Source organism: Neobacillus niacini, from assembly GCF_019749295.1.
Lineage (GTDB): Bacteria > Bacillota > Bacilli > Bacillales > Cytobacillaceae > Neobacillus > Neobacillus niacini_D.
Genome location: NZ_JACWFG010000001.1, coordinates 675,040 through 700,377, shown reverse-complemented (window position 1 = coordinate 700,377; position 25,338 = coordinate 675,040). Strand labels below are relative to the sequence as shown.

At 37.5% G+C, this 25,338-nt stretch carries 28 protein-coding genes; 20 read left to right on the top strand and 8 right to left on the bottom strand.

What is annotated here, in order from left to right:
- Position 1: 1 nt before the first annotated feature.
- Both H0184_RS03380 and H0184_RS03375 read left to right on the top strand, forming a co-directional pair.
- The gene (locus H0184_RS03380) at positions 2-1,618 is read left to right on the top strand and encodes a long-chain fatty acid--CoA ligase (protein ID WP_221820907.1); all 1,617 of its coding nucleotides are present in this window, start codon (positions 2-4) and stop codon (positions 1,616-1,618) included.
- Between the two features lie 157 nt (positions 1,619-1,775).
- Positions 1,776-2,564, top strand: a complete 789-nt coding sequence (locus H0184_RS03375; protein WP_221820905.1) for an enoyl-CoA hydratase — start codon at positions 1,776-1,778, stop codon at positions 2,562-2,564.
- A 44-nt stretch (positions 2,565-2,608) separates the two neighbouring features.
- Here H0184_RS03375 and H0184_RS03370 read toward each other — a convergent pair whose 3' ends face one another.
- Positions 2,609-2,794, bottom strand: coding sequence for a YhzD family protein (locus H0184_RS03370; protein WP_221820903.1), 186 nt, complete (start codon positions 2,792-2,794; stop codon positions 2,609-2,611).
- Between the two features lie 117 nt (positions 2,795-2,911).
- Here H0184_RS03370 and H0184_RS03365 point away from each other — a divergent pair, with 117 nt between their 5' ends.
- From H0184_RS03365 to H0184_RS03340, 6 genes are all read left to right on the top strand, one after another.
- Positions 2,912-3,811, top strand: a complete 900-nt coding sequence (locus tag H0184_RS03365) for an ABC transporter ATP-binding protein (protein ID WP_221820901.1) — start codon at positions 2,912-2,914, stop codon at positions 3,809-3,811.
- Positions 3,804-5,057: an ABC transporter permease gene (locus tag H0184_RS03360; protein WP_221820899.1), complete on the top strand. Its 1,254-nt coding sequence runs from the start codon at positions 3,804-3,806 to the stop codon at positions 5,055-5,057. Before H0184_RS03365 ends, H0184_RS03360 begins: the two co-directional genes overlap by 8 nt.
- 116 nt (positions 5,058-5,173) lie before the next feature.
- The gene (locus H0184_RS03355; protein WP_221820897.1) at positions 5,174-6,391 is read left to right on the top strand and encodes a metallophosphoesterase family protein; all 1,218 of its coding nucleotides are present in this window, start codon (positions 5,174-5,176) and stop codon (positions 6,389-6,391) included.
- Positions 6,392-6,409: 18 nt separating this feature from the next.
- Positions 6,410-9,412 carry an ATP-binding protein gene (locus H0184_RS03350; protein WP_221820839.1) on the top strand — a complete coding sequence of 1,001 codons (3,003 nt, stop codon included), beginning with the start codon at positions 6,410-6,412 and terminating at the stop codon, positions 9,410-9,412.
- A 43-nt stretch (positions 9,413-9,455) separates the two neighbouring features.
- Complete coding sequence (gene yhaM, locus H0184_RS03345; RefSeq protein WP_221820837.1) at positions 9,456-10,400, top strand: 3'-5' exoribonuclease YhaM; 945 nt, start codon at positions 9,456-9,458, stop codon at positions 10,398-10,400.
- Between the two features lie 104 nt (positions 10,401-10,504).
- A complete protein-coding gene (locus H0184_RS03340) occupies positions 10,505-10,693 on the top strand; it encodes a sporulation YhaL family protein (protein WP_221820835.1) in 189 nt (62 codons plus the stop codon).
- A 39-nt stretch (positions 10,694-10,732) separates the two neighbouring features.
- Here H0184_RS03340 and H0184_RS03335 read toward each other — a convergent pair whose 3' ends face one another.
- On the bottom strand, positions 10,733-11,599 hold the full coding sequence (locus tag H0184_RS03335; protein WP_221820833.1) for a peptidylprolyl isomerase: 867 nt from the start codon (positions 11,597-11,599) through the stop codon (positions 10,733-10,735).
- A 326-nt stretch (positions 11,600-11,925) separates the two neighbouring features.
- On the opposite strand from H0184_RS03335, the gene H0184_RS03330 reads away from it, so the two are divergent.
- Both H0184_RS03330 and H0184_RS03325 read left to right on the top strand, forming a co-directional pair.
- On the top strand, positions 11,926-12,015 hold the full coding sequence (locus H0184_RS03330; RefSeq protein ID WP_179158254.1) for a YjcZ family sporulation protein: 90 nt from the start codon (positions 11,926-11,928) through the stop codon (positions 12,013-12,015).
- Positions 12,016-12,032: 17 nt separating this feature from the next.
- Positions 12,033-12,164, top strand: a complete 132-nt coding sequence (locus H0184_RS03325; RefSeq protein WP_218781143.1) for a YjcZ family sporulation protein — start codon at positions 12,033-12,035, stop codon at positions 12,162-12,164.
- A 79-nt stretch (positions 12,165-12,243) separates the two neighbouring features.
- On the opposite strand, the gene H0184_RS27560 is transcribed toward H0184_RS03325, so the two are convergent.
- On the bottom strand, positions 12,244-12,423 hold the full coding sequence (locus tag H0184_RS27560) for a hypothetical protein (protein ID WP_313771706.1): 180 nt from the start codon (positions 12,421-12,423) through the stop codon (positions 12,244-12,246).
- Positions 12,424-12,620: 197 nt separating this feature from the next.
- Here H0184_RS27560 and H0184_RS03320 point away from each other — a divergent pair, with 197 nt between their 5' ends.
- Positions 12,621-12,959, top strand: coding sequence for a DUF1878 family protein (locus tag H0184_RS03320; protein WP_221820831.1), 339 nt, complete (start codon positions 12,621-12,623; stop codon positions 12,957-12,959).
- A 3-nt stretch (positions 12,960-12,962) separates the two neighbouring features.
- Here H0184_RS03320 and H0184_RS03315 read toward each other — a convergent pair whose 3' ends face one another.
- The gene (locus H0184_RS03315; protein WP_221820829.1) at positions 12,963-13,535 is read right to left on the bottom strand and encodes an HTH-type transcriptional regulator Hpr; all 573 of its coding nucleotides are present in this window, start codon (positions 13,533-13,535) and stop codon (positions 12,963-12,965) included.
- Positions 13,536-13,811: 276 nt separating this feature from the next.
- Between H0184_RS03315 and H0184_RS03310 the strand changes: the two genes are divergently transcribed.
- Positions 13,812-14,000 carry a hypothetical protein gene (locus tag H0184_RS03310; protein ID WP_221820827.1) on the top strand — a complete coding sequence of 63 codons (189 nt, stop codon included), beginning with the start codon at positions 13,812-13,814 and terminating at the stop codon, positions 13,998-14,000.
- 60 nt (positions 14,001-14,060) lie between these two features.
- Here H0184_RS03310 and H0184_RS03305 read toward each other — a convergent pair whose 3' ends face one another.
- Both H0184_RS03305 and H0184_RS03300 read right to left on the bottom strand, forming a co-directional pair.
- Positions 14,061-14,588, bottom strand: a complete 528-nt coding sequence (locus tag H0184_RS03305) for a tryptophan transporter (RefSeq protein ID WP_221820825.1) — start codon at positions 14,586-14,588, stop codon at positions 14,061-14,063.
- 139 nt (positions 14,589-14,727) lie between these two features.
- Positions 14,728-15,147 carry an HIT family protein gene (locus H0184_RS03300; protein WP_221820823.1) on the bottom strand — a complete coding sequence of 140 codons (420 nt, stop codon included), beginning with the start codon at positions 15,145-15,147 and terminating at the stop codon, positions 14,728-14,730.
- Between the two features lie 588 nt (positions 15,148-15,735).
- Between H0184_RS03300 and H0184_RS03295 the strand changes: the two genes are divergently transcribed.
- From H0184_RS03295 to H0184_RS03285, 3 genes are all read left to right on the top strand, one after another.
- Positions 15,736-16,476: an ABC transporter ATP-binding protein gene (locus H0184_RS03295; protein WP_221820822.1), complete on the top strand. Its 741-nt coding sequence runs from the start codon at positions 15,736-15,738 to the stop codon at positions 16,474-16,476.
- Positions 16,469-17,680 (top strand): ABC transporter permease, encoded by a 1,212-nt coding sequence (locus H0184_RS03290; protein ID WP_221820820.1) that lies wholly within the window; start codon positions 16,469-16,471, stop codon positions 17,678-17,680. The genes H0184_RS03295 and H0184_RS03290 overlap by 8 nt, the downstream gene beginning before the upstream one ends.
- Positions 17,681-17,745: 65 nt before the next feature.
- Complete coding sequence (locus H0184_RS03285) at positions 17,746-18,468, top strand: EcsC family protein (protein WP_221820818.1); 723 nt, start codon at positions 17,746-17,748, stop codon at positions 18,466-18,468.
- A gap of 23 nt (positions 18,469-18,491) precedes the next feature.
- Here the strand turns inward: H0184_RS03285 and H0184_RS03280 are convergent, their stop codons facing one another.
- Positions 18,492-19,670, bottom strand: a complete 1,179-nt coding sequence (locus tag H0184_RS03280) for a M20 family metallopeptidase (protein WP_221820817.1) — start codon at positions 19,668-19,670, stop codon at positions 18,492-18,494.
- Positions 19,671-19,803: 133 nt separating this feature from the next.
- On the opposite strand from H0184_RS03280, the gene H0184_RS03275 reads away from it, so the two are divergent.
- From H0184_RS03275 to H0184_RS03265, 3 genes are all read left to right on the top strand, one after another.
- Positions 19,804-20,445: a phosphatase PAP2 family protein gene (locus H0184_RS03275; RefSeq protein WP_221820815.1), complete on the top strand. Its 642-nt coding sequence runs from the start codon at positions 19,804-19,806 to the stop codon at positions 20,443-20,445.
- A 302-nt stretch (positions 20,446-20,747) separates the two neighbouring features.
- On the top strand, positions 20,748-21,473 hold the full coding sequence (locus tag H0184_RS03270) for a cytochrome P460 family protein (RefSeq protein WP_221820813.1): 726 nt from the start codon (positions 20,748-20,750) through the stop codon (positions 21,471-21,473).
- A 65-nt stretch (positions 21,474-21,538) separates the two neighbouring features.
- Positions 21,539-22,225 carry a DUF4405 domain-containing protein gene (locus H0184_RS03265; RefSeq protein ID WP_221820811.1) on the top strand — a complete coding sequence of 229 codons (687 nt, stop codon included), beginning with the start codon at positions 21,539-21,541 and terminating at the stop codon, positions 22,223-22,225.
- A gap of 54 nt (positions 22,226-22,279) precedes the next feature.
- Here H0184_RS03265 and H0184_RS03260 read toward each other — a convergent pair whose 3' ends face one another.
- The gene (locus tag H0184_RS03260) at positions 22,280-23,197 is read right to left on the bottom strand and encodes an AraC family transcriptional regulator (RefSeq protein ID WP_221820810.1); all 918 of its coding nucleotides are present in this window, start codon (positions 23,195-23,197) and stop codon (positions 22,280-22,282) included.
- A gap of 197 nt (positions 23,198-23,394) precedes the next feature.
- Here H0184_RS03260 and H0184_RS03255 point away from each other — a divergent pair, with 197 nt between their 5' ends.
- On the top strand, positions 23,395-24,246 hold the full coding sequence (locus H0184_RS03255) for an aldo/keto reductase (RefSeq protein WP_221820808.1): 852 nt from the start codon (positions 23,395-23,397) through the stop codon (positions 24,244-24,246).
- 67 nt (positions 24,247-24,313) lie between these two features.
- Positions 24,314-25,297, top strand: coding sequence for an aldo/keto reductase (locus H0184_RS03250; RefSeq protein ID WP_221820806.1), 984 nt, complete (start codon positions 24,314-24,316; stop codon positions 25,295-25,297).
- Positions 25,298-25,338: the final 41 nt, after the last annotated feature.

Sequence of the window (25,338 nt, the reverse complement as noted above, 5' to 3'; positions counted from 1 at the left end):
AATGATGCAAACGCCTTTAACAATGACACAGATGATTGAAAGAGCAGAAAAGTATTTTTCGAAGAAGCAAGTAGTTTCTAGAACATCAAGTGGCATTCATCGTTTTACGTATAAACAAATCGGTGAAAGAACGAGAAGGCTTGCAGATAGTCTAAAAAAGTTAGGAATAGAAAAAGGTGATAGGGTAGGAACACTTGCCTGGAACCATCATCGCCATCTAGAAGCCTATTTTGCGATACCTTGTATCGGTGCTGTTCTTCATACCATTAACATCCGACTTTCTCCACAGCATATATCCTATATTATCAATCATGCAGAAGATAGTGTCCTCTTAGTAGATCCAGATTTGATTCCATTACTTGAAAAATGTGCATCTGAGCTTAAAAGCGTAAAGGCTTATGTAATTATGACAGACGAAAAGGTACTTCCTGAAACGACACTTTCGCCCATCTATCATTACGAGGATCTTTTAGCTCAAGCCAATCCTAAATTTCAATATCCAGAAGACATAGAAGAAAACGATCCTGCTGGTATGTGCTATACATCTGCGACCACAGGAAATCCAAAAGGAGTCGTATACTCCCATAGAGGAATATTCCTTCATAGTATGGCATTGGGACTGGCAGATAGTGCGGCAATGAGTGAGAAAGATATCGCGTTGCCAGTGGTTCCAATGTTCCATGCGAATGCATGGGGAATGCCATTTGCAGCTGTTTGGTTTGGAACCTCTTTAGTGCTGCCAGGACCATATTTTACACCAAAACTAATTGCTGAATTAATTGAAAATGAAAAAGTAACTATAACGGCGGGTGTTCCTACCATTTGGCTTGGGTTATTAAAAGAACTAGATGAGGACTCTTATGATCTTAGTAGTTTAAGAGGAGTGCTTTGCGGCGGTTCAGCTGCGCCGAAAGGGATGATTAAGGCATTTGAACAACGTCACAATGTGCCGTTCTTACATGCATACGGGATGACGGAAACAAGTCCGCTGGTGGTTATTTCAACTCTAAAAAGCTATCAAGAGAATTTAGATTATGAAGAAAGACTAGAAATAAGAGCTAAGCAAGGGGTTCTTGTTCCTGGACTAAGTATAAAAATTCTCGGCAAAGACGGAGAAGTGGCTTGGGATGGTAAGGAAATGGGAGAGTTATGCATTAAGGGTCCGTGGATTGCCTCAGAGTATTATAAGGATGAGCGAACACAAGATGCATTCCGTGATGGATGGCTGCACACAGGTGATGTCGTAACGATTGACGTGGAAGGTTTTGTGAAAATTGTCGATCGGACAAAGGATTTAATTAAGAGCGGCGGTGAATGGATTTCATCCGTTGATTTGGAAAATGCCTTGATGGCCCATGAATCGGTTTTTGAAGCGGCAGTTGTTGCTGTCCCACATGAACAGTGGCAGGAAAGACCGGTGGCATGTGTTGTGTTAAAAGAATCATATAAAGATAAGGTGAAAAAAGAAGATTTAATCGAATTTTTAACACCACAGTTTGCAAAGTGGTGGTTACCTGACGAAATTTTGTTCTTAGAGGAAATTCCGAAGACCTCGGTTGGGAAGTTTCTAAAGATGACCCTGCGTGAGCAAGTACAAAAGGAAGTATCAAGAAAGTAAGGTGTAATGGACAAAGAGTCTGCTCTTTGTCTTTTTACTCGTAAAAATGTTTTTGTTGAATAGGGTAGTGAAAATTCCATATATTATGAAAATTTATTCTTTATCTTACTATTTCAAGCTATAATAGAGTTGAATAAAGTTATGGGAGGCGTGCAGGGTGAGTATTAATTTTGTAACAGATAAGGTAAAAGTGAGAGTAAATGGCCGGGTTGCAACAGTGGAGATGAATAGACCTGAAGCATTAAATGCACTCGATTTGGAAATGATAAAGGGGTTAGTTTCTAAACTAAAAGAAATATCTGAATCGGATGATATTGATGTCATTGTATTGACAGGTAATGGCAGGGCTTTCTCGGCAGGCGGCGATATCAAAACAATGCTCTCAGACCTAAGTGAAACCGAATTCTTCCCTGTTATGGATTGTATTAGTGAATTAGTGATTACGCTTTATAGTATCCCAAAATTAACAATAAGCGCAGTCAATGGTGCGGCCGCAGGTCTTGGGTTAAGCCTCGCATTAGCTGCGGATTACATTATTGCTGATAGTAAGAGCAAATTAGCAATGAATTTCATTGGGATCGGGTTAATACCAGACGGCGGTGCACATTACTTTTTAGAAAAGAAATTGGGAGAACTTAAGGCAAAGCAGGTTATATGGGACGGGAAGATGATGAGTGCAGCGGAAGCTTTAGAATTAGGGCTGATCCAAGAAGTTACCGATAATCTGCAAGAAAGTTTGGAAGCTAGAATCTCTGATTGGCTGAAACGTCCGGTACAGGCCATGATAAAAACGAAAAAAATATTAGCAGATAGTAACCGCCCGCAGCTGTTAAAAATATTAGAACTAGAAAAACAAGGGCAATTAAAAATGCGCCGGACCTTCGACCACCAAGAAGGAATTCGAGCATTTATTGAAAAGAGAACACCTAAGTTTATCGGAAAGTAACAAGAAAAAAAGAAGCATTTTTGCTTCTTTTTTCTTTCTTCAAATTATGAGTGGAACAGCAATAGCTTTCCGCTTGGAGATGTACACCGATGTGTTTTATCTAGTAAATTCTTTTCTGCTAACAGTTTTTCTGCTAATTCTTTTGCTGCATCATCATGTTCAGCTTGAAACGCTTCATCTACTATTTTTTCACCGTTTTTTTCAAAGGCAGTTAATTTGTAAGTTTTCATGCAATATCCTCCCTGCTTTCAATATTGATATTATAATATTTGCACAATTCTTGTTTTTTTGCAAAAATGAAACTTTTTTAGAGGAATATCGTAGTAACTCTGTGAGGGGGAATTTGTATGGTTTTAAAACTTGAACATGTGACAAAACGATTTGGAGATTTTACGGCTGTTAACGATTTATCCATTGCTATACCAGATAAAGAAATGTTTGGATTTTTAGGAGCTAACGGTGCCGGGAAGACAACTACATTTCGAATGATCTTAGGGCTGTTGGATTCTAGCGATGGAAGGATTACCTGGGATGGGAAGCCAATCAATTATTCTACAAGTCATTTAGTGGGATATCTCCCTGAAGAAAGGGGTTTATACCCAAAGTTAAAGGTTGGGGAGCAAATTGTCTACCTTGCAAGATTAAGAGGAATGCCAAAAAGTGAGGCAGTTTCCGAATTAAAATATTGGCTGGAGAAATTTAAAGTCCCAGAATATGAAAATAAGAAGGTAGAAGAGCTATCAAAGGGAAACCAACAGAAAATACAATTCATTGCGGCAGTCATACATAAACCAAAATTATTGATACTCGATGAGCCATTCAGCGGTTTGGATCCAGTAAACGTTGAATTGCTTAAAGAGGCAGTTCTCTCATTAAAGGAAAAGGGAACAACAATTGTATTTTCAAGCCATCAAATGCATCATGTTGAAGAGATGTGTGAACATCTCTGTATCATGCATAAAGGAGCACCAGTTGTTCACGGTTCATTAAAAGAAATTAAACGTGCCTTTGGTAAAAAGAACCTGGTTATTCATGCTGATTTTCCATTGGGATTTCTGGGGAATTATCCAGGGGTAGTCAAAGCTAAATCGACTACTGAGGGAATTCATCTTCAAATCGATGCGGAATATGTTGCTGAAAAGATACTTAAAGAGATCGTAAACAAGGGATTCATCAGGAAATTTGACCTTGAAGAGCCTTCTTTAAATGATATTTTTATCGAGAAAGTGGGCGATTCCTATGAATAAATTTTGGATTATTTTATCCCATACTTATCTAAATAAATTAAAAACAAAATCCTTTATTATCACCACATTGTTAACTGTAGTTATTACTTTAGGGTTAACCAACATGAGTAATATCATTGAAGTTTTCGATAAAGGCGGTGATAAAGAAAAGGTTGCTGTGTTAGATGAAACAGGGCAGCTCTATGCACCGCTTAAAGAACAAATGAGTGCACTAAATAAAAACCTATCACTGAAAGAGTTTGACGGCACTGAAAAAGAGGCTGAAAAGGCAGTGGAAGAAGGAGAATATACAGGATTTGTCCAGCTTCGTTATGATGAAGAGCAATTACCTGAAGCTACATATAAAGCAATGAGTGTTGCTGATTCAAATATATTTACTGATCTTCAGGCTGGACTTCAGCAGTTGAAAACCATGCTTGCAGCATCAAAAATTAGTTTAACACCTGAACAGCTTCAACAGTTATATGAACCAGTCACGTTCGATAAAGTGGCTCTTGAAGAAAATGCAAAAACAGAAGAAGAATTAAACCAGGCTAGAGGACTTGTTTATGTCCTGCTGTTTGTTATCTATTTTGCCGTTATTATGTATGCTAGTATGATTGCAATGGAAGTGGCTACTGAAAAGTCATCGAGAGTAATGGAAATCCTAATCTCCAGCGTATCCCCTATCAAGCAGATGTTTGCAAAAATACTGGGGATAGGTCTGTTAAGCTTAACGCAGCTCGCGGTACTATTATCAGTAGGTTATTTCTCAATAAAAAGGAATTTGTCTTCACTAGAAGGCGGCTTTTTTGATGCATTTGGATTTGGTAACGTATCAATATCAACGATTGCTTATGCCGTCATATTCTTTATCCTTGGCTATTTCCTTTATGCTACGCTTGCTGCCTTTTTAGGCTCTCTAGTCAGCAGGATAGAGGATGTACAGCAAATGATCACACCTATGACTTTGCTGGTTGTAGCAGGATTTATGATTGCAATGTTTGGGCTGGGGCAGCCGGACTCACCTTTTATCGTCATAACTTCCTATATACCATTTTTCACCCCAATGATTATGTTTTTGCGTGTAGGAATGCTGAATATCCCAATTTGGGAATCTGTATTAGGAATCTCCATCCTGGCAGGTACTATCGTTATTTTAGCGGTATTTGGCGCACGGGTTTACCGAGGTGGAGTATTAATGTACGGGAAATCAAATTCCTTTAAGGATATTAAAAAGGCTTTGCAATTAACAAAAAAGGAATAGATATGTGAAGGGCTTTGTCAAAAAAGACAAAGCTCTTTTAATATTTACTTTCAGAACGTGCATTCGCTTTTTTAAGGTGTTACAATAAAGGAAAACTCACTCCAAAGGAGATTTATATGAAACAGATATCATTTATACATGCTGCAGACCTGCATTTGGACAGTCCTATGGTTGGCTTAAAGCATTTGCCAGCTAACATCCTTTCCAGAGTGAGAGAGAGTACATTCGCAGCTTTAGAAAGGCTGAGCGCAGCTGCTATTGAACATAACGTTGACTTTGTAATTATAGCCGGAGATTTATATGATGGTGAGGACAGAAGCTTACGTGCACAATCACGTTTCCGGAATGAAATGCAGAAGCTTGCACAAAAGGATATCCCTGTATTTGTTATTCATGGCAACCATGATCATTTAAATGGTTCATGGGTACACCTTGACATGCCCGCAAACGTTCATATTTTTGGCAGTGATGTTGAATGGAAGGTACTCCATACCAAACGCGGCGAAACTGTTCATCTTTATGGTTTTAGTTATATCCAGCGGCATATTCTTGATAAAAAAGTTGATGACTATCAAAAACAAGATTCAGCAGATTTTCATATTGGTATTCTTCATGGGAATGAAGGTGGAGGAACGGACCATGATAATTATGCTCCCTTTACCATTAAAGACCTTTATGAGAAACAATTTGATTATTGGGCATTAGGTCATATTCATAAACGGAAGATTCTATCAGAACATCCTCCGATTATTTACCCGGGAAACCTTCAGGGACGAAATAAAAAAGAGACAGGTATAAAAGGGTGCTACCATGTAACCTTAAATGAATTTGAAACCATTAAGGCGTTTATCGAAACATCAGACGTGGTTTGGGAAGAAGTCTCTTTTGATGCTTCTCCCGCCAATAGTTTTCAAGATATTCTTCAGTTATGCCGATTAGCAATTGAACGATTGCGTAAACCCCGTATCGGTACATTGCTGACTCTCAACTTACAAAATGTTCAATTAGACGATATCCAAGATAAACGGACCTTGGATGGAGAATTGCTGGAATTACTGATGGACGATGAAAATGATGAAGAATCATTTGTCTGGCTGGTAGACTTAACTGTACAGAACTCACAGCCTCTGGATAGAAATCATCTTATAGGTGAGGCGGATTTTTACGCAGAGCTGTTTGCCGCCATCGATGATTACCAAAACCTTGATCAGGCAATCGCACCTTTATACGAACATCAAGTGGGACGCAAGTATTTAAGCGGGTTAACACAAAGCGAACAGAAGGAATTATTGGATAAGGCTGAGAAACTATTAATCGGATTATTATATCAATAGTAAAAAGGGGATGATGGATTGAAAATCAAAGAGATACATATATATGGCTATGGTCAGCTAAATAATGTGGTCATCAAGGACCTGTCTGATTTTCAAGTGTTCTATGGTGAGAATGAAGCAGGAAAATCCACGATAATGTCATTTATACATGGAATTCTATTTGGATTCCCTTTAAAGCAATCCACAGAACTGCGTTATGAGCCGAAAAATGGGTCTAATTACGGCGGTAAGTTAAGGATATTCTTCGACGAAGTTGGCCTTGTAACGATTGAGAGGGTTAGAGGCAGGGCAGCGGGGGACGTTACGGTATCATTGGAAGATGGAACAACGGGTGAGGAGCTCCTTCTCAAGCAGCTTCTCGGAAATATGGACAAGGGATTATACCAAGCTATTTTTTCATTTAATATCCATGGCTTGCAAAACATTCACCAAATGAAAGGGGAGGAATTGGGCAAATTTTTATTTTCCACAGGTACGCTCGGAACTGAAAGGCTAGCAAAGACTGAGGCAGAACTTCAGAAGGAATTAGATGCCCGTTTTAAACCGAGCGGCAAGAAACCTGAGATCAATGAAAAACTAAAGGCTATTCACGAGCTTAGCAGTGACCTAAAGAAAGCTGCGGCTAAAAATCAAGGCTACGAAGCTTTAATCTCAGAAAGAGACGCAATCAATCAAGAAATAATGGATATAAACCATTCACTGCAGGAAGTAAAAAAAGAAGTAGATAAATTAAATGAATGGCAGAAAATTCATTCCCTCGTCAAAGAGGAAAGATGGATAAGCTCAGAAATAAGGAGATTGGGTGATTTTACATTTCCGGCAAGAGGAATGGAGCGATTAGATAAATTAAATGGGTTAATCCTTCCTTACAATGCTCAAATTTCCAGCATAGAAGAAAGAATCACTCTATTAAAAGTAGAGATAGCTTCCATTAAGACACAAACAAAATTAATAGAGGATGAGCCTCAGATTCTTGCTGCAATTGAGCAGATACCCCTCTATGAACAGCTGACGCATGAAAAGCAGCAATGTGAACTGAAATTAGACCTTCTAGAAGAAAAGATTACTTCGTTAAAGGAAAAACTTCACCTGCCATTAAATGAAGAAGAAGTTCTAACCATCAATACAAACATTTATATGAAAAATCAGGTTGAACAAGTATCTCGAAAAAAGCAAAGACTTTTAGAAGTCAAACAGGAACTCGAGGAGAAATTCCTTGAGGAAAAGAATACGCTTGAAGAGTTAAAGGCAAAGATCTCTTCAGCGAAAACGCAAATCATTTCTGATATTGATAGAGCGAGCCTCGAAGCAGTGGTTAATGATGATCATGAAAAGAGGAATGTAGAGTTAGAATTGAATGCAGTCCAGGATAAAATAGAATATTATCACCATTCCAATGAACAGGACAAGAAGACATTTGCAAAAATTAATAAGCAAAAACAAGTGCAGTTCCTGACAATCGGTGTGCTGCTGCTTGTTTTATCACTATATGGATTGTATACAAGGCAGTGGGGGCTGCTGGTTATTGGTGTAATTGGCAGTATATTAATTGGTGTGTTTTTAAGCAAAAACCTAAGGCCAAAAAATGATCACACTGTTAATATGGCCCTCGGTCAGCTGTTAGAAAAAGAAAAAGCATTGCTGCAAAAACTTAAGGATCTTTCCAAAAGTAATATCCCAGTGATTCAGGAAAGATTGAACCAGGATAATCGGGTGAGAGAGCAGCTGCAGCTATTAAAAATTAAACTTGAACAACAACAGATGCAATACGATAAAGTGATTAGGAAATTTGAAGACTGGGAAAAGGAAGCTGCAGAAAATAAAGACCTCTTACAAAAATTATCTAGTGAACTCAACATCCCTGAATATATTGCCGACACCTTTCTTCTTGAAGCATTTCAACTGATTGAACAATATAAACTAGTGGGAAGAGAAAAAAGGAATTTGCATGCTAGATTGAAAGATATTAAACTTGAGCAGGCAGGTATTATAGATAAACTTTCTTATTTTTCACAAGAATACCTGGCAAATCAAGAGTCTGATCTGTCAAAAATCGCTTATCAATTACGAAACAAACTTAAAGAAGAACAAGGAAAGTTAATTAAAAGTGATGAAAAGCTTGGGAAGCTTGGTGACCTGGAGGCAGACTTAAACCAGTTAAAACAGGAGCAGGCCCATTTGATTTTAGAAAGGACAAAGCTTCTTAATGAAGCCGAAGTCGAAGTAGAAGAGGCATTCTATGAGCTCGGGAATAAAGTTGAAGAGAAGTCTAGACTGATGGAACGGCAGGCTGATATAAATAAACAGTTATGTTACACATTCCTAGAGGAATCGGACCTTGATAGATTCCTGCAAATTCATAATACCGACGAATTGGTGAGCAAATATCGTAACGAGCTGGATCTATTATCGGTTCAATTAAGTGAACGGCAGGAAAAACTGGCGGCTGCAAACTACCAGATTCAGATTCTTGAAGAGGGAGGGTCCTACTCTGAGCTTCTTCACCAATTTAAGCAGAAAAAGTTTGAGTTAGAAGAAGCAGCAAAGGAATGGGCAGGTTATAGTTTGGCGCAGGACATTTTATCGCAAACGGTCGAGAAGTATAAAAACGGTCATCTTCCAAGAATGCTTGCAAAAGCAGAGGAGTATTTATCCTATCTGACAGACAAGCATTACTGCCGCATTCACCTGCAAAAGTCTGGGTCTGGGTTTCTGATTGAAAGGGACGACCACACTTTATTCGAAGCAAACGAGTTAAGTCAAGCTACTACAGAACAGGTATATGTTTCTATAAGACTGGCGCTTGCGGTCACACTTTACGAAAAATATCAATTTCCGATTATTATTGATGATAGCTTTGTGAATTTTGATGAAAATAGAACCAAAAAGGTAATGGAGCTTTTAACAACACTTAAACATAACCAAATCTTATTTTTTACCTGTCATGCTCATTTACTTCTGTTTTTTCAAACAGAAAAAGTCCATTTTCTCCATAAGGGAAATGTTGAAGTAATTTCATAGAGATAGGTGCTATACTTTTACTATCGGGAGGGAGCAAGAAAAGATGAATAAAGGAATACTAGATTATGACTTTGGAGTACAGGTTGATCTATATTTACTGATAAAAAGCGCCACAAAGGGGATTGCCAGTAATGGTAAGCCATTCTTAACGCTTATCCTTCAGGATCAAAGCGGCGATATCGAAGCAAAGCTTTGGGATGCTAGTGAAGAGGATGAAAAGAATTACACCGCCCAAAAAATCGTTAAAGTTATCGGTGATATTCATAATTATCGCGGGAAGAGTCAGTTGAAAATTAGACAGATTCGAAGAACTGGACCTAGTGATTCAGTAAAACTGGAAGATTTTTTAGAAACGGCTCCATTAAGTCAAGAGGACATGAATAGTAAACTGACACAATATATTTTTGACATGAAAAACCCAAACATCCAAAGAATTACCCGTCACTTATTGAAAAAACACCAACAGGCTTTTTTAGAGTACCCTGCAGCCACGAAGAACCATCATGAATTTGTATCAGGGCTAGTCTATCACGTGGTCAGTATGCTGGATTTAGCGAAATCCATTGCCACTCTTTACCCAAGTCTTGATAAGGATTTACTTTATGCAGGCGTGATTTTGCATGACATGGGGAAAGTGGTAGAATTGTCAGGACCAATATCCACTGTGTATACAGTTGAAGGAAATCTGCTCGGTCATATTACCATAATGGTGAATGAAATCGGTAAAGCTGCACAAGAGCTCGGAATCTCGGGTGAGGAAGTATTAATTCTTCAACATCTAGTGTTAAGCCATCATGGAAAGGCAGAGTGGGGAAGTCCAAAGCCGCCATTAATTAAAGAAGCAGAAATTCTCCATTATATCGATAATCTAGACGCAAAGATGAATATGCTCGATCGTGCATTAGAAAGAGTAAAACCAGGAGAATTTACTGAACGAGTATACGCCTTAGAAAATCGTTCATTTTATAAACCGATATTTCATAAATAAAATAACCCAGCCGGGTTATTTTTTTTGTTCAGATGAATATTTATTGATAACTCGAATATGTTGTATAAAAAGTGGACAACCACTTACGAAGGGAGCAAAAATAAATGACTATTCCTATTTGGGTATATGCAGTCGTGGTTGGTATTGTGATAAGTGCCTTGATGGCCATCAAAACAGGCAGAGAAGAGCGAATGTTGGAAATGGAAAATATTGAAAAAGAGGGAGAGATTTATCTAAACCGTTTAGAACAGGAAAAAGAAAGACGCGAAGGTGAAAGAGTAACAGCGGAATAAAAAAAGAAGGGACTCCAAGGAGTTCCTTCTTTGCTTCTCTTACTGAGCCGGAGCCGCAGGTGCTGGATCAAGTGCATTTTTTAAATCTTTATCGCTTATTTTTACTTTTGCATCCTTAATTTCTTTTTGCATAATTTCGTTAATCTTCTCATTGGTTAATTTTGAAGATTTTAATTCCTTTTCCATTTGGTCTTTCATATCCTCAAATGACTTTTTCTCTTTTGCTTCAGTAACTTCAATAATATGATAACCAAACGAGCTTTTAACTGGTGCACTGATTTCATTTACCTTTAGTGCGAATGCTGCTTTTAAGAAGTCAGGATCCATTTGTGCTTCAGGACCAAACCAGCCTAAGTCACCGCCAGCCTGCTTAGCCGCTTCATCAGTAGAATACGTATTGCTAACGTCTTCAAATTTCTCTCCAGCGTCAAGCTTTTGCTTCACTTCTAACGCAGTCTTTTCATCGGCAACAAGAATATGACGAGCCTTAATATCAGGCTTATAGTTATCGTAGTATTCTTTTACTTCTTTATCTGTTACTTTAATTGACTTCATTGCAGCCTTTTCTTGCAACATTCCAAGTTTCATTGTCTCTTTAAAGTCTTCTTCATTTGCATAACCGTATTGTGCAAGTGCCGCTTCAAAATTTTCTCCAAGCTGTTCTTTTAATTCATCAACCTTTGCATCCAATTCTTTGTCGGTTACTTCGTATTTCTCAGATAGGACTTTTTCATAAACAAGCTGTTGTAATGCTTGTGAACCCACCTTTTCCTTCATTGCTTCATAAAGCTCTTCCTGTGTAATATCACCGGCATTGCTTTCTGCCACAGTAGAACCATTTTGATTACACGCGCTTAAGGCAATAACCCCGCCAGCTAATGTAAGGGCTAACATCCATTTTTTCATGAGGAACCTCTCCTAAACAGTAGTTTCTTGTGGGTTTTTGTCCACAAACTATACTATAACATAAATGGTAACACCTGCAAAAAATTTTCGCGTATTTGTTTTCATTATTATGGGCATTTACCTAGTGCGAAATTCGAATATGTACATACAATACCGTGTAAGAAAAAATATCTATTCAACTGACCATCAGAGAAGCGTTAATTCTAAATGGATTACTACCCAAAATGAAAAAGCTGGACTTTTTCATAAGAAATAAGGTAAGCGCCTAGTCGAAATGAATACAGCTTGAATAGTATATCGTAGAAAATCATAAAGGAGGTATTACGATGAGTGGTGGACACGGATACGGAGCAGGATTTGCATTGATTGTAGTCCTATTCATTCTATTGATTATTGTTGGAGCATCTTGGTTTTAATTAAAGGGTAACACCTGATGCAGACAACAGCTTTACCATTTAAGAAAGGGGAGAATTGTGTGTCTGGTACTGGATTCCACGGTGGAGGATTTGCGTTAATCGTAGTTCTTTTCATCCTGTTAATAATTATTGGGGCTTCTTGGCTCTAACATCTAACATGCAAAAAAACATGTAAAAGCGATGAGAATTTTCTCATCGCTTCTATTTTTTAGAAACATTACTATTAGCCTATGTATACAAAATTTCTACATAGGATGATATGAGTAATATCGTGACAAGTACATTAATTGTCCGAAACACTTTGTGCTGACGTTCCTCTGGGATTTCTTTTTGAATACAAAGGGAATTGGTCATTTTGTTTACATAATATAAAATAAAAACAGCTAAGACAATAAATATGGAGATCACCCGCCGATTCCCTCCCTGATGTTCAATTTATGTTTAATACATTATCAAAAATTCACAAAAAAAGATAGTTAAAAGGAATGGTAGAAAAGTAGGAAAAAATTTGAAATTGTACCTACTTAAGAAAAAGGTTTACCTCTGCCTAAAAAAGGTAAATAATGAACATAAGAAACGTAAAAAATGTTTGGAGGTTGTTATATATGGATAAATATTTTGAATTACAATCTAAGGTGAATCTCCTTGAATACCATCAAAGGTTACTGTTAAAAATGTTATCTGCCCCTAATCTCGAATTCTATAGATTGGTCATCGAAAATGGAATATCAGAACTTGAAGTACAAGAATTCAACAAACTTTGTGAGGATTTGAACAAAAAGATGGAAGAACAAAAAGCGGAGGGGTTTGTAAATTTTCATCCGCTTTTCAATGAGTTTCTATATTCGCTGCCTGCAAAATTTGACGCGAAGGAAGTAGTTCAATCCTGTGTAAATCAACGACTATATGAACCTCTTTTTAGAGAGTTTCAAAAATGTCTATAATCATTATGAAAGTTCTTGTTCTTTCTCTGACTTCTTGAGTTTACCATCATCCTCGTTAAATTCTGTCTCGATATTATGGAAAGAACGCTCGAAGATCTCCATAAAGTCATCACCATAAATATTACGAACAATTGCCATCATTTCAATAATATCCGGAAATTTTCCATATAAATCTCTTAATGGCAAGGCTCCTGCATATGCTGCATTACCAGTTGGCTGATAAGACTCCATTATCCTGAGAAAGATATCTTCACCTTCAGGGGTAAGCTGGATATACGTATTCCGTTTATCATTCTCTTTCTTTGAAAATTGAAGCAGGCCTCTTTCTTCTAACTTTTTTGAAAAATTGAACGCTGTAGAGACATGCATGACTCCAAACTTTGCCACATCTGAAATGGATGCTCCATTTAAATGATATGCAATCCATAGGATATGATGTTCATTAATATTTAAATCAAAGGGTTTTATCCATTGCTGCCAATCCTTCTCAATCGATTTCCACAAAGCTTTACTTAATTGTGCAATCCGTTGGCTGAATAGCATCGCTTCTTTCATTGAATACTGTTTCTCCGTCATCCCCAATTTCACCTACTTTTTTATTTCTCTATTAACATTATGCCAATAAAATAAAAATTAATAAAGATGTAAATTCACAAAATTTTTAGAAATTACGTTTTTTTCTACTTGTAATTAATGATTTTTACTCAAAGTACGAAATTATTAAAATATTTCATCTTTATTTTAAGGTTATTCTCTTAATAATTCCAACTTTTTGAATATTCTACATAGGTAAGGACAGTAAAACATAAGAATGATAGTATCAACTTTTGGTGCGTCGATAGGGGGTATTATATGAAAAGCGTAATTTCACTTCTATTTTTCCTAAGTGTATTGTCCATTGCCGGTGGGATATGGCATGCGTTAGCCGTTAAAAGACCAGGGTTTTATCCACCTAAAAAAGTTTTGAAAAAACGTGCTGCAGCCTTGGCAGGCGGCGGAGGTATATTGTTAATTGTGACCATCATATTATCAAGCTTTTGATCATGGGTATAAGATATTTATAGAAAGAAAAGAACCTTGCTGAGGTTCTTTTCTCCTGCGTTATTTGGAAATGACAACGGATGATTGCAACTTCGTTCTTTTCACTATTGAGAGTGCAACTGGATACAAAATAACCATAATAATTGTATTTAATGCAATCGCAGGTAAGACGCCTGCAGCAAAAAGTACAGTGAAAGAACTTGGCAGGCCAACAATAAAATGTGCTGCCCCTAAAAAGACAGAGCCTGAAACTAATGTCCCTACAGCAGTTAAGACTGCAACACTTATAATAGAATTACGGTGTTTCTTTAATGCCAAAAATAAACCAAAAAAGATTAAGGCAGTTATAGGCTTATCAATGATATTTGGAAGTTGACCGCCAGGAAAACCTGTTGTTAAGGCAGATAACCCTCCTGTCACAATTGATAATAACATAACACTTTTTATTTCAGGAATAAGAATAATTCCTAAAAACATCATGGCCAGCATCATATCTGGTTTAATGGTAAGAAAGGCTGGCATTACCGTGTGCAAAACGACCCCAATTCCGGCTAAAAGTGATAGGACTACTAGATTTTTTGTATTCATTTCTCAACTCTCCTCTGCTGACTAAGCTATTAGTTCCTCCTGTAGTGCGCTAATGCCTACAGCGAAAAACTTGTTATCATTATAGCACAGGTATATAAAAATAATAAAGAAATAATTTTCAGATAATTTAAGTTTTTCTTTAAATATGCTTACTGATCTTATCTGCCATTTCTTTTAGTGTTTCTGGAGAATAATCACTCGTATTGGTCTTCCAAACAGCACCAAATCCATCTCCTTTTCCATAGCGTGGTATTAAGTGCATATGGAAATGAAATACCGTCTGACCAGCGTGTTCGCCGTTATTATTTACTAGGTTAAGTCCGAGTGGTTCATATTCACTTTTTAATGCCTTTGCAATTGCCGGAACAGATGCGAAGAGGTTATTCGCGATGTCAGGAGTTAGTTCATACAAATTCTCTTTATGTATTTTTGGTATGACTAGTGTATGTCCTTTTGTAACCTGACTGATATCGAGAAAGGCTAAAACATGTTCATTTTCAAATACTTTTGCTGAGGGAATATCACCATTAACAATTTTACAAAAAATACAATCACTCATTTAATTAACAACTCCTTACTAATTTTTATATCCGTATTTTACCATATGTATTAGTTTAAGAAAAAGAAAGAGACAGGATCCGCATGGAATCCTGCCCTCTCGAAGGGGAATTGCTTCATTTTATACGTTCATTCAGGAATTACGTTTGATAAACACCTCATTTGACAATTTAGTGTTTTTTATAAACAGTAATCTTTGTTCAAGCTGACCATCCCCTATGTGTTTTTATAGTTTTCCCAACTTATAAAAACGGATGATAATCTGCGGTAAACACCTCATTTATTTTTTTGATAAATAGCTGGTGTTATTTGAACTCTAAATGGTTACAAGGCAACTTGTGCAAAACAACCATCCCCTTATTTGAAACGTTTAGAAGCTGCATGTTTGAAAAGTTAAATGTCTTTGACAGACACCTCATTTCAAATTTTTGATGAATCACTTCATCGAGTAGGTGTTTCCCCTTCGAATATTATGATAACCCTTTTGAAGAAGAATATACAAAAAAACATCAAAAATTTGAATTCCTATTTTTATCCATAATGATTTGGTAAAATGGAAGATAATCATGTAACAGAAAGGACGTAACTCATGTCTTTATTATCAATCGAAAGCCTTACAGGAGGATATACTAGAAACCCAGTTCTAAAAGATGTATCTTTTGAAGTAAATGAAAAAGAATTGGTTGGATTAATTGGCCTGAATGGTGCAGGGAAAAGTACGACCATTAAACACATTATCGGTTTAATGGAACCGCATCGTGGCGAAGTAAAAATAAATGGAAGTTCGATTACGGAAGATAAAGAAGCTTATCGAAAAATGTTTACTTTTGTACCGGAAACACCCGTTTTATACGAAGAACTCACCCTCGAGGAGCACCTGAGATTAACAGCAATGGCCTACGGGTTAGATGAGAATACATATAATTCAAGGATTGGTAAATTATTAACGGAATTCCGTATGGAGAAAAGATTAAAATGGTTTCCAGCTCATTTTTCTAAAGGGATGAAACAAAAAGTCATGATTATGTGTGCTTTCTTGGTTCAGCCGTCTCTATATATAGTGGATGAGCCCTTTGTCGGTCTTGACCCGCTTGGGATTCAGTCATTGCTTGATTTAATGAAAAAAATGAAAGATAACGGTGCGGGAATATTAATGTCAACTCATATTCTTACCACGGCGGAAAAATACTGTGATGCCTTTGTGATTCTTCATGAAGGGAAAGTTAGGGCAAAGGGGACTCTTGATGAACTTAGAAAGCAATTTTCCATGCCGCAGGCTTCATTAGATGATTTATATATTCAATTGACGAAGGAAGAAAAATATGTTTGATGAGAAAAAGCTATGGAAAGACAGATCTGTCCACCGTCTAAAGGAATTTGGAATTTATCTTAGGTATATATTAAATGGTCATCTAGTTGTCGTCCTGCTATTTCTAATTGGAACGGCTGCATTTTATTATCAAGAATGGATAAGTTCATTATCACAAGAATTTCCTGCAGCGATTATTATTGCTTTAATTATGGGTGTCTTTTTAACACACAGTCCAGTGTATACTTTTTTACTTGAAGCGGATCAGGTTTTTTTGATTCCACTTGAAACAAGATTAAAGGGGTATTTTTTTCGATCGGGGTTATTAAGTTTAATTTTTCAAGGATATATTTTATTAATGGTGTTAGCGGTATTGATGCCAATATATGCACACGTGAGTGCAAATGGATTTAAATCGTTCTTTATTTTTTTATTGGTATTGTTGGTAATAAAAGCATGGAACCTTGTTGTTAACTGGCGGATTCACTATTATGTTCAGCCCTCGGTTTATGTATGGGACATGTTTGTTCGATATTTCATAAATGTAATTTTTTCCTTTTTATTATTTAGCAATGCAAATATACTTTTCTTCCTAATATTTACCTTCATTTTGGCATTTTACTATTATTCCTTTTATGTCAGAACGAAAAAAATGGGTTTGAAATGGGATTTACTAATCGCTCAAGAAGAGAAGCGTATGGCTTCTTTTTATCGATTAGCTAATTTATTCACAGATGTTCCGAAATTAAAGGATACTGTGAAGAGAAGAAAATGGTTAGACATATTTATTAATACAATTTCCTTTTCACAAAATAATACCTATCGGTACTTATTTGCACGAACGTTCCTGAGGGCCTCTGATTATTTTGGTCTCTTTATTCGTCTTACTGTAATCGGTGCTTTAGCCCTGTACTTTATTTCCTTTGGGTGGGGGCAATTGGTTCTGTCACTTTTGTTTATTTATTTAACTGGATTTCAACTGCTGCCTTTATGGAATCATCACCAAAACAAGCTTTGGATTGATTTATATCCTGTTGACCCAAAGCACAAAATGGCTGCATTCCAATCTATTCTAAAAATAATTCTTTTCGTACAATCCACTGTTTTTACTTTAATTGTTTTGATAAAAGGGGAATGGTTGTTTTCTTTAGCAGTCCTGATTTCAGGTCTCTTGTTTAGTTACTTATTTGTAACTGTTTATAGTAAGAAAAGACTAAAAGCATGAATGGATCTAAAAAATAACTAATATTCTTTTCTAAGGTTATTTTCGTAACGATTGGGAGTGGGAGCATGAATGAATATGAGTTAAAGGTTTACGGTGAAGTGGTTGAGTGGAAAAGGAAATTAACCAGACGTTCTGGAATGATGAATCGCATCTCAAAAAAGGCTCAAGGGAAAATAAATGAAATCATTCCAGAGAAGGTCCATGAAGTAATGACTGAAAGTATAAAAGGAATGGTCAAAACCACTTTATTTGGATCACAGCTCACGACAAATAAAAATCAAGCAGCAGGTCTCTCATTAGAAGAACGTGATGAATTAATGAGAAAAAAGACGGCTGTGTTTCAAAAAACGGCTCTGGTAGAGGGAGCAGGGACAGGAGCAGGGGGAATTCTGCTGGGCCTTGCTGATTTCCCATTACTGCTTTCCATAAAAATGAAATTTCTTTTTGAAGCAGCAGCTATTTATGGATTTAACACGAAGGAATTTGAAGAACGGCTATTTTTACTGCATATCTTCCAGCTTGCATTTTCAAGTGATGATATTCGCAGGGAGACATTAGCTGAGATTGAGAATTGGGAAGAGAGAAAGCAGACACTTGTAGAAATGGATTGGCGTAAATTTCAACAAGAATATAGAGATTACATCGATCTTGTAAAGATGTTTCAGTTAGTACCTGGAATCGGTGCATTTGTGGGTGCATATGCCAATAACAATTTATTAAAACAATTAGGCGAGACTGCAATGAATGCATACAGATTAAGAATCCTAACAAAAGCCCCTGAACTGTAACCTTCGTTCAGGGGTAAAATTCTTTATTCAGCCTGGTGTACTCTAATAGCTGCAGTGCCGAGTGTTTTCGCTGCAATTAGCATCGCGTTCTCATCAATATCAAATTTGGGGTGGTGATGAGGAAATCCAGGGTCAGCACCGGGCGGTTTTGCGCCTGTGAAAAAGAAGGTACCAGGTATTTCCTTTAGATAGTAAGCGAAATCTTCTCCGCCCATTTGGAGTTCAGATTCTTCAATCGTAAGAACCTCAGGAACATCCTTTGCACAAGTAATAAGAAATTCAGTTTCTTTTGCATGATTGACCACTGCTGGATATCCTCTTTCGTATAAAAAGGTAAAGGAGCTGTCAGATAAATGGCAAGTGCCTTGAATAATTTTTTCCATTTCTTCTTCAATAAACTGCCGAACCTCATCGTTAAAGGTCCGGACTGTACCTATCAGCTTTGCTTTATCAGCTATCACGTTAAAGGCATTTTCAGCAGTAAATGAGCCAACCGTAACAACCGCAGAATGTACTGGATTCACTTTCCTGCTGACAATTTGCTGAAGGTTTAAAACTAGCTGGGAAGCTGTAACAATGGCATCCCTCGTCTTATGAGGCTGTGCACCATGTCCGCCTTTACCCTGAATGTCAATTTCAAAACGATCAGCCGCTGCCATAATTGGACCTGTCCGATATTGTATGGTGCCAGTCGTTTCGCTGGCCCATAAATGTGTTCCAAATATAGCATCAACTCCTTCTAAGCAGCCATCCTTAATCATTGAAATGGCCCCGCCTGGAGCAAACTCCTCTGCATGCTGATGAATAAAGACATAATTTCCTTCGAGGTCATCCTTTAATTCATTTAAAGCCTTTGCAAGGACCAGAAGCGTTGCTGTGTGGCCATCATGACCACAGGCATGCATAACGCCAGGTACTAATGATTTGTAAGGCACGTCCTTTTCGTCATGAATAGGCAGGGCATCAAAATCAGCTCTTAATGCTACTGTTTTTCCAGGTTTTTTGCCATACACTTTTGCCACTACGCCATTTCCGCCAACTTTTCCTTTTACCTCAATTCCAAGGTTTTCATAAAACGTCTGAATAAACTGTGCAGTATTATATTCTTGAAAGGATAACTCTGGATGCTGGTGCATAAATCTGCGAATGGAAACCATTTCTTCATAGTATTCTTCTAATTTAGAAAACAATTGATTGATCATGAACATTCCCCCAACACCATAAAATAGTATTTTCAAACTATTTTAACACTTTTACACTATTATGTAGATTTTTAAGTTTGTTTTCTTTATAATTTTATAGAGTTTTGACTTAAGAGAGAGGATCATGTAACCGATGAAAAAAGGGAACAGTTATACATACTTAATATTAGCATTTGCTATTATCATAGCAATCTATACCTCAATTAAAGTTGCTGCTAAAGAAACCTTTTGGCTGGATGATAAACTAGCAGACTTATTTGCTTATGTACCTGACAATCTAAACCCATTTTTTCTTGTGCTGACTGAATTAGGAGACAAAAAGGGAATTGGTATTGTGGCATTACTTGTTTTAGCCTGGTTATTATTAATAAAGAGAAATTTTTTAGGGGCGGCAGCCATTGCTTTATCTGTTGCTATAGGTAATGAAGTTAATAAACTCTTAAAAGACTTCATCGATCGTCCAAGACCAGAGCTTGAGCATCTAGGACATGTGGATAGCTTAAGTTTTCCAAGTGGGCATGCCATGGTAGGATTAGTATTCTATTTTTTCATTGCCTACATAGTGATTGAAGAATTGAAGTCTTCTACAGCGAAAAAAATGGTCATTTTCTTAGTAACATTGTTATTGCTATTAATCGGTGCAAGTCGAATCATTCTCCAAGTCCATTACCCAACTGATGTCATTGGCGGCTTTGCATTCGGATATATTTGGGTGATGATATCGCTATGTATATACAATTTCTTTAAAAAGAAACTAAAGAATAATCGGAAATGAAAAAAAGAGAAGGTGCCGAGTAAGAAGGCATTGAAAAACCTACTGTATTTTTAAACCACTAAATTACTGTAACACAAAAAGACGACTAAAAAAATTCAGGTAATGAATTTTGAGTCGTCTTTTTTGTTATTTGGTTGTATTTGTTCCCTGCTCCACATGAGGAGAGGAATAGGCAAACTTTCAAGAGGAATTGGATATCAGTGGCTTTTTAATTTATGAGAAAATGATTGGGATTGGCTTTCCAACTAAAGCATGGTATTTAACATGACAATAAATGAACCAACGTGGAGGAGGAAAACAGTATGAAAAAGCTATTATTTCATTTACTTGCATTGATGGTGATTTTCATTATTCCTGCTTGCAACAGCAATAATGATACAAATCACGTTTCCCAACAGGAGCCATCAGGTGAAAGTTCCGAGCAGCCATCCTCTGGGGCTGGAACTATCCTTGTCAAGTTCCCTGAAAACTACAATAAGGGTGTACTCTACACGACTGTGACTCGTGGGAATACTTACGAAGAGCTGTACACAAGCCGTGAAGCAATCGAGGCTGTAAAGAACGGAGAGCCAATCCCCAGCGGCACCGTTATCACTCTTGAAATCTATGAGGATGAAGAACTTGACCGAATCTTCGTGATGGAAAAGCAGAATGGTTGGGCTGAACAAAACTCGTCTGAAATGCGTAACGGCGATTGGCAATACCAGGAGTTTACAGAAGACGGGGCAGTGAACGAAGAGGCAGACATCGGTCGATGCTTTTCCTGCCATGCAAATCAGGAACGTGATGATTACGTTAACACACTAGATGATATGAAGGATTTTGATTTAGATAATTATACTGGCTTTAATGAAGTAAATATTGAATCCCAAATCGCGGGTATTCCGATTGATGAATGGGAGGTAAAAGAGGTTGGCAATCATCTGAATGCTCAGAAGGATGAGCATGAGCTAATAGCAGATGTGTCAAAGGAGGAAATGATCCAGAAGGCACTTTTTATGATTCATTTTAATAAGGAGAAAAGCTGAACGGCTTTCCTGCTTTACACCAGAAACTAGAACAATTTGTAAAAAAATCGAAAGAGGTGAACTTTTTGAATCTAAAAATGTTAATCAGACTGGTTATCGATTTTTCTATGACTATTCTCATGTTAGTCGCAATTGCTTACCATATAACTGGAAATGCAATCCATGAACTGGTTGGAGTTTTCCTCCTGGTATTGTTTCTTGTCCACAATATTTTAAACCGGAGATGGTATAAGACAATTTTTAAGGGAAAGCACAATGTCCGACGTATTCTAAGCTTTGCGGTCAATCTGCTTTTTCTTGTGTCCATGACTGTGGTGATGGTAAGCTCTGTACCTATATCCCAAGACATATTCCCTTTTATTCCAATAAACAATGATATCGTTCTACGACAGATGCACGTTCTGACTTCTTACTGGGGATTTATCTTCATGGCTATACATATAGGATTGTCCTGGGGAACGCTGCTCAATGCAGCGCGAAAAATGACTGGTATTACAAACCCAAGCATTATCCGGACAATAACGTTGCGTGTGATAGCTGTGTTAATTGTTGTTTATGGTGTCCAGGCATCTTTTGAGAGAGAGATAGTTTCCAAGCTTACTATATATAATCCATTTGGTTGGGCCATTGATGGGTCCACTTCAGAATTTATATTAGATTACCTATCTATAATGGGTATTTATATCGCTGGTTCACATTACGCTCTGAAAATTGTTCAGAAGCAGGGAAAAGATAGAGCCCACTTAAGGTAATTCTGATACTGATAACAAGGAGCAGTGGTCTAAAGCCGCTGCTCCTTTTTTTCTTCATGCGTTAATCCTTTGATCATAGGATTCTTTCAGGCGTTTTATATCCTCTTTGGGTGGTAAACCAAATAACCGGGAATATTCACGGCTGAATTGTGATGGACTTTCATAACCTACCCGGAATGCAACATCTGCAGCACCTGCTGCCTCAGTTAATAACAAATGACGGGCTTCCTGCAGTCTCAGTTGTTTTTGGAACTGTATAGGGCTCATCGCCGTAACCTCTTTAAAAAGTCTATGAAGCGAAGAAACACCCATATTCGCCATTTCGGCAAGCTCCTCAACCCGAATAGCCCTATCATAATTATTCATGATATGTTCGATTGCGTCACTGATTTGATAGGCAGAACTTCCTTCTACTGCAATTTGCCCCAGTGCAGCACCGTGCCGCCCTTGTAGAACCCTATAGATGATTTCCTTTTTGATAAGAGGAGCAAGGATTGGGATATCTTCAGTGTTGTCAAGTAAGCGTACAAATCTGGCAACCGCATCCAACAGAGGTAACTCTATCAGGTTGACATACATCCCTCTCTTAGTATTTTCTTCTTTACTCACACCAATTTGAAATTCTCCTAAAACCTCTAAAATTTCATTAGGCGTAAACTCAATTTTCAGAGCCAGATATGGAACCTCTGAAGAAGCCTCCGTTACTTGCCCAATAATTGGCAAGTTAACGGACGTAACAAGGTAATCGGCAGGTCCGTATCTAAAGATCTCCTTTGATAGCAGGACCTCCTTCATACCTTGAACGACGATGCACAATGAAGGTTTATGAACACCGTAAAAAGGTCCGGCAGCATCAGAGAAATGAGAGAAAAATAAAGATGGAATAGCAGTCCCGTGACCCCCGTCCTGACCTGTGAGAGATTGAATGAGTTTGGCAAGTTCAGCCTGGTATTTATGGATTTTTTCAGACATATTGACCTCCTTGTTCTTTTCTTATATCTCAATTGTAATGAACCTTACTGTTTTGCGAAAGTATGGTGAGAGGATTAGGCAATGATTTGATAGGAATTGGATATCAGTAGCGTTATCATTTGTTACATAATAATAAAGTACAATTCACGGAATAGTAACTACATTGCATAATCGTAGGGAAAACAGGAGGAGTTTATATGCAAAAAGTAATTTTGAACAATGGTGTTGAGATGCCTATACTCGGCTTTGGTGTTTTTCAAATGAATGATTCAAAAGAATGTGAACAGGCCGTTTACGATGCACTTAGGGCAGGCTATCGTCTGATTGATACAGCTGCCTCTTATCTAAACGAAGAAGCAGTGGGCAGAGCCATAAAGCGGAGTGATGTACCAAGAGAAGAATTGTTCATTACAACAAAACTATGGGTTCAAGATGCCGGTTATGAGGGCACAAAAAAAGCATTCGCAAAATCACTGGAAAGACTGCAATTGGATTATTTGGACTTGTATTTAATTCATCAGCCATTTGGTGATGTACACGGTTCTTGGCGTGCCATGGAGGAATTGTATCGAGAAGGTAAAATCAAGGCTATCGGTGTGAGTAACTTCCATCCTGACCGCTTGATGGATTTAATCATTTATAATGAAGTGATTCCTGCTGTTAACCAGGTTGAAACGCATCCTTTCAATCAACAAATGGAAAGTGCTCAATTCATGAAGGAGAATAATGTGCAAATACAGTCTTGGGGACCTTTTGCAGAAGGTAAAAATGATATCTTCCGGAATGCTGTGTTAGTTTCAATTGCTGAAAAGCACAATAAATCCGTAGCACAGGTTATTTTACGTTGGCTGACACAAAGAGGAGTAGTTGCGATTCCAAAATCGGTTCGTAAGGAAAGAATCATCGAAAACTTTAATATCTTTGACTTCGAGTTAAGCCAAGAAGATATGGAAAATATCTCTACGTTAGACACGAATCAGAGTTTGTTCTTTTCACATAGAGATCCTGAAATGGTGAAATGGATCGGTACAAGGAAAATTGATATTTAATTACTCAACAAGGCTGCCCCACTTCTATAATGGGTCGCTAATGTATAGGAAAGCGAGGGAAATTTAAATGGAATATGTGAAACTTGGGAATACGGGTTTGGACGTATCTCGGCTTTGCCTTGGTTGCATGGGTTTTGGTGTTGCGGAACGATGGGTTCATCCTTGGGTAATGGATGAAGAGAGCAGCCGTCCGATTATTAAAAAGGCCCTTGAGTTAGGAATTAATTTTTTCGACACAGCGAATGTATATTCAGATGGAACAAGCGAAGAAATTGTTGGACGAGCACTAAAGGATTTTGCCAATCGGGATGAAATTGTCCTTGCAACAAAGGTTTATTTCCCTATGCATGAAGGTCCAAATGGTAAAGGTCTTTCTCGAAAGCATATTATGAGTGAAATTGATAAGAGCCTTAAACGACTCGGTACGGATTATGTGGATCTGTACCAAATACACCGCTGGGATTATAACACTCCTATCGAAGAGACTATGGAAGCGTTGCATGATATTGTGAAGGCTGGCAAGGTAAGATACATTGGTGCGTCTGCTATGTTTGCATGGCAGTTTCTAAAAGCAAACCATGTCGCTGAAAAAAATGGTTGGACCCAGTTTGTATCGATGCAAAATCATTTAAACCTTTTATATCGTGAAGAGGAACGTGAAATGCTCCCGTTATGTAAAGAAGAAAAAATCGGGGTAATTCCTTATAGCCCACTTGCATCAGGAAGATTGACACGTGATTGGTCTGAATCTACGCATCGGTCTGAAACTGACCAAGTACAAAAATCTAAATATGACGCATCTGCTGATACTGACAGATTAATTGCAAAACAGGTTGCTGAAATTGCAGAAAAACGTGGAGTACTTAGATCCCAAATTGCTCTTGCTTGGCTGCTTCAAAAAGAACCTGTAACAGCTCCTATCATTGGGGCAACAAAAATATCGCATCTCGAAGATGCAGTACCAGCTCTTTCAATAAAGTTAACACCTGATGAAATAACAAAACTAGAGGAACCATACGTACCGCATCCCGTAGTCGGTCCTTTAATTTAGATATTGATAAGAAAATCAAAAAACACCGTGATTTTAAATTA

Coding starts and splice junctions, on each gene's coding strand:
- H0184_RS03270 (WP_221820813.1), top strand. CDS start 20,748: ATGAAAAAGCTATTATTTCATTTACTTGCATTGATGGTGATTTTCATT.
- H0184_RS03275 (WP_221820815.1), top strand. CDS start 19,804: ATGAAAAAAGGGAACAGTTATACATACTTAATATTAGCATTTGCTATT.
- H0184_RS03365 (WP_221820901.1), top strand. CDS start 2,912: ATGGTTTTAAAACTTGAACATGTGACAAAACGATTTGGAGATTTTACG.
- H0184_RS03290 (WP_221820820.1), top strand. CDS start 16,469: ATGTTTGATGAGAAAAAGCTATGGAAAGACAGATCTGTCCACCGTCTA.
- H0184_RS03325 (WP_218781143.1), top strand. CDS start 12,033: ATGCAGACAACAGCTTTACCATTTAAGAAAGGGGAGAATTGTGTGTCT.
- H0184_RS03315 (WP_221820829.1), bottom strand. CDS start 13,535: ATGACGGAGAAACAGTATTCAATGAAAGAAGCGATGCTATTCAGCCAA.
- H0184_RS03335 (WP_221820833.1), bottom strand. CDS start 11,599: ATGAAAAAATGGATGTTAGCCCTTACATTAGCTGGCGGGGTTATTGCC.
- H0184_RS03340 (WP_221820835.1), top strand. CDS start 10,505: ATGACTATTCCTATTTGGGTATATGCAGTCGTGGTTGGTATTGTGATA.
- H0184_RS03280 (WP_221820817.1), bottom strand. CDS start 19,670: ATGATCAATCAATTGTTTTCTAAATTAGAAGAATACTATGAAGAAATG.
- H0184_RS03250 (WP_221820806.1), top strand. CDS start 24,314: ATGGAATATGTGAAACTTGGGAATACGGGTTTGGACGTATCTCGGCTT.
- H0184_RS03300 (WP_221820823.1), bottom strand. CDS start 15,147: ATGAGTGATTGTATTTTTTGTAAAATTGTTAATGGTGATATTCCCTCA.
- H0184_RS03260 (WP_221820810.1), bottom strand. CDS start 23,197: ATGTCTGAAAAAATCCATAAATACCAGGCTGAACTTGCCAAACTCATT.
- H0184_RS03355 (WP_221820897.1), top strand. CDS start 5,174: ATGAAACAGATATCATTTATACATGCTGCAGACCTGCATTTGGACAGT.
- H0184_RS03320 (WP_221820831.1), top strand. CDS start 12,621: ATGGATAAATATTTTGAATTACAATCTAAGGTGAATCTCCTTGAATAC.
- H0184_RS03330 (WP_179158254.1), top strand. CDS start 11,926: ATGAGTGGTGGACACGGATACGGAGCAGGATTTGCATTGATTGTAGTC.
- H0184_RS03285 (WP_221820818.1), top strand. CDS start 17,746: ATGAATGAATATGAGTTAAAGGTTTACGGTGAAGTGGTTGAGTGGAAA.
- H0184_RS03295 (WP_221820822.1), top strand. CDS start 15,736: ATGTCTTTATTATCAATCGAAAGCCTTACAGGAGGATATACTAGAAAC.
- H0184_RS03255 (WP_221820808.1), top strand. CDS start 23,395: ATGCAAAAAGTAATTTTGAACAATGGTGTTGAGATGCCTATACTCGGC.
- H0184_RS03305 (WP_221820825.1), bottom strand. CDS start 14,588: ATGAATACAAAAAATCTAGTAGTCCTATCACTTTTAGCCGGAATTGGG.
- H0184_RS03370 (WP_221820903.1), bottom strand. CDS start 2,794: ATGAAAACTTACAAATTAACTGCCTTTGAAAAAAACGGTGAAAAAATA.
- H0184_RS03360 (WP_221820899.1), top strand. CDS start 3,804: ATGAATAAATTTTGGATTATTTTATCCCATACTTATCTAAATAAATTA.
- H0184_RS03310 (WP_221820827.1), top strand. CDS start 13,812: ATGAAAAGCGTAATTTCACTTCTATTTTTCCTAAGTGTATTGTCCATT.
- yhaM (WP_221820837.1), top strand. CDS start 9,456: ATGAATAAAGGAATACTAGATTATGACTTTGGAGTACAGGTTGATCTA.
- H0184_RS03380 (WP_221820907.1), top strand. CDS start 2: ATGATGCAAACGCCTTTAACAATGACACAGATGATTGAAAGAGCAGAA.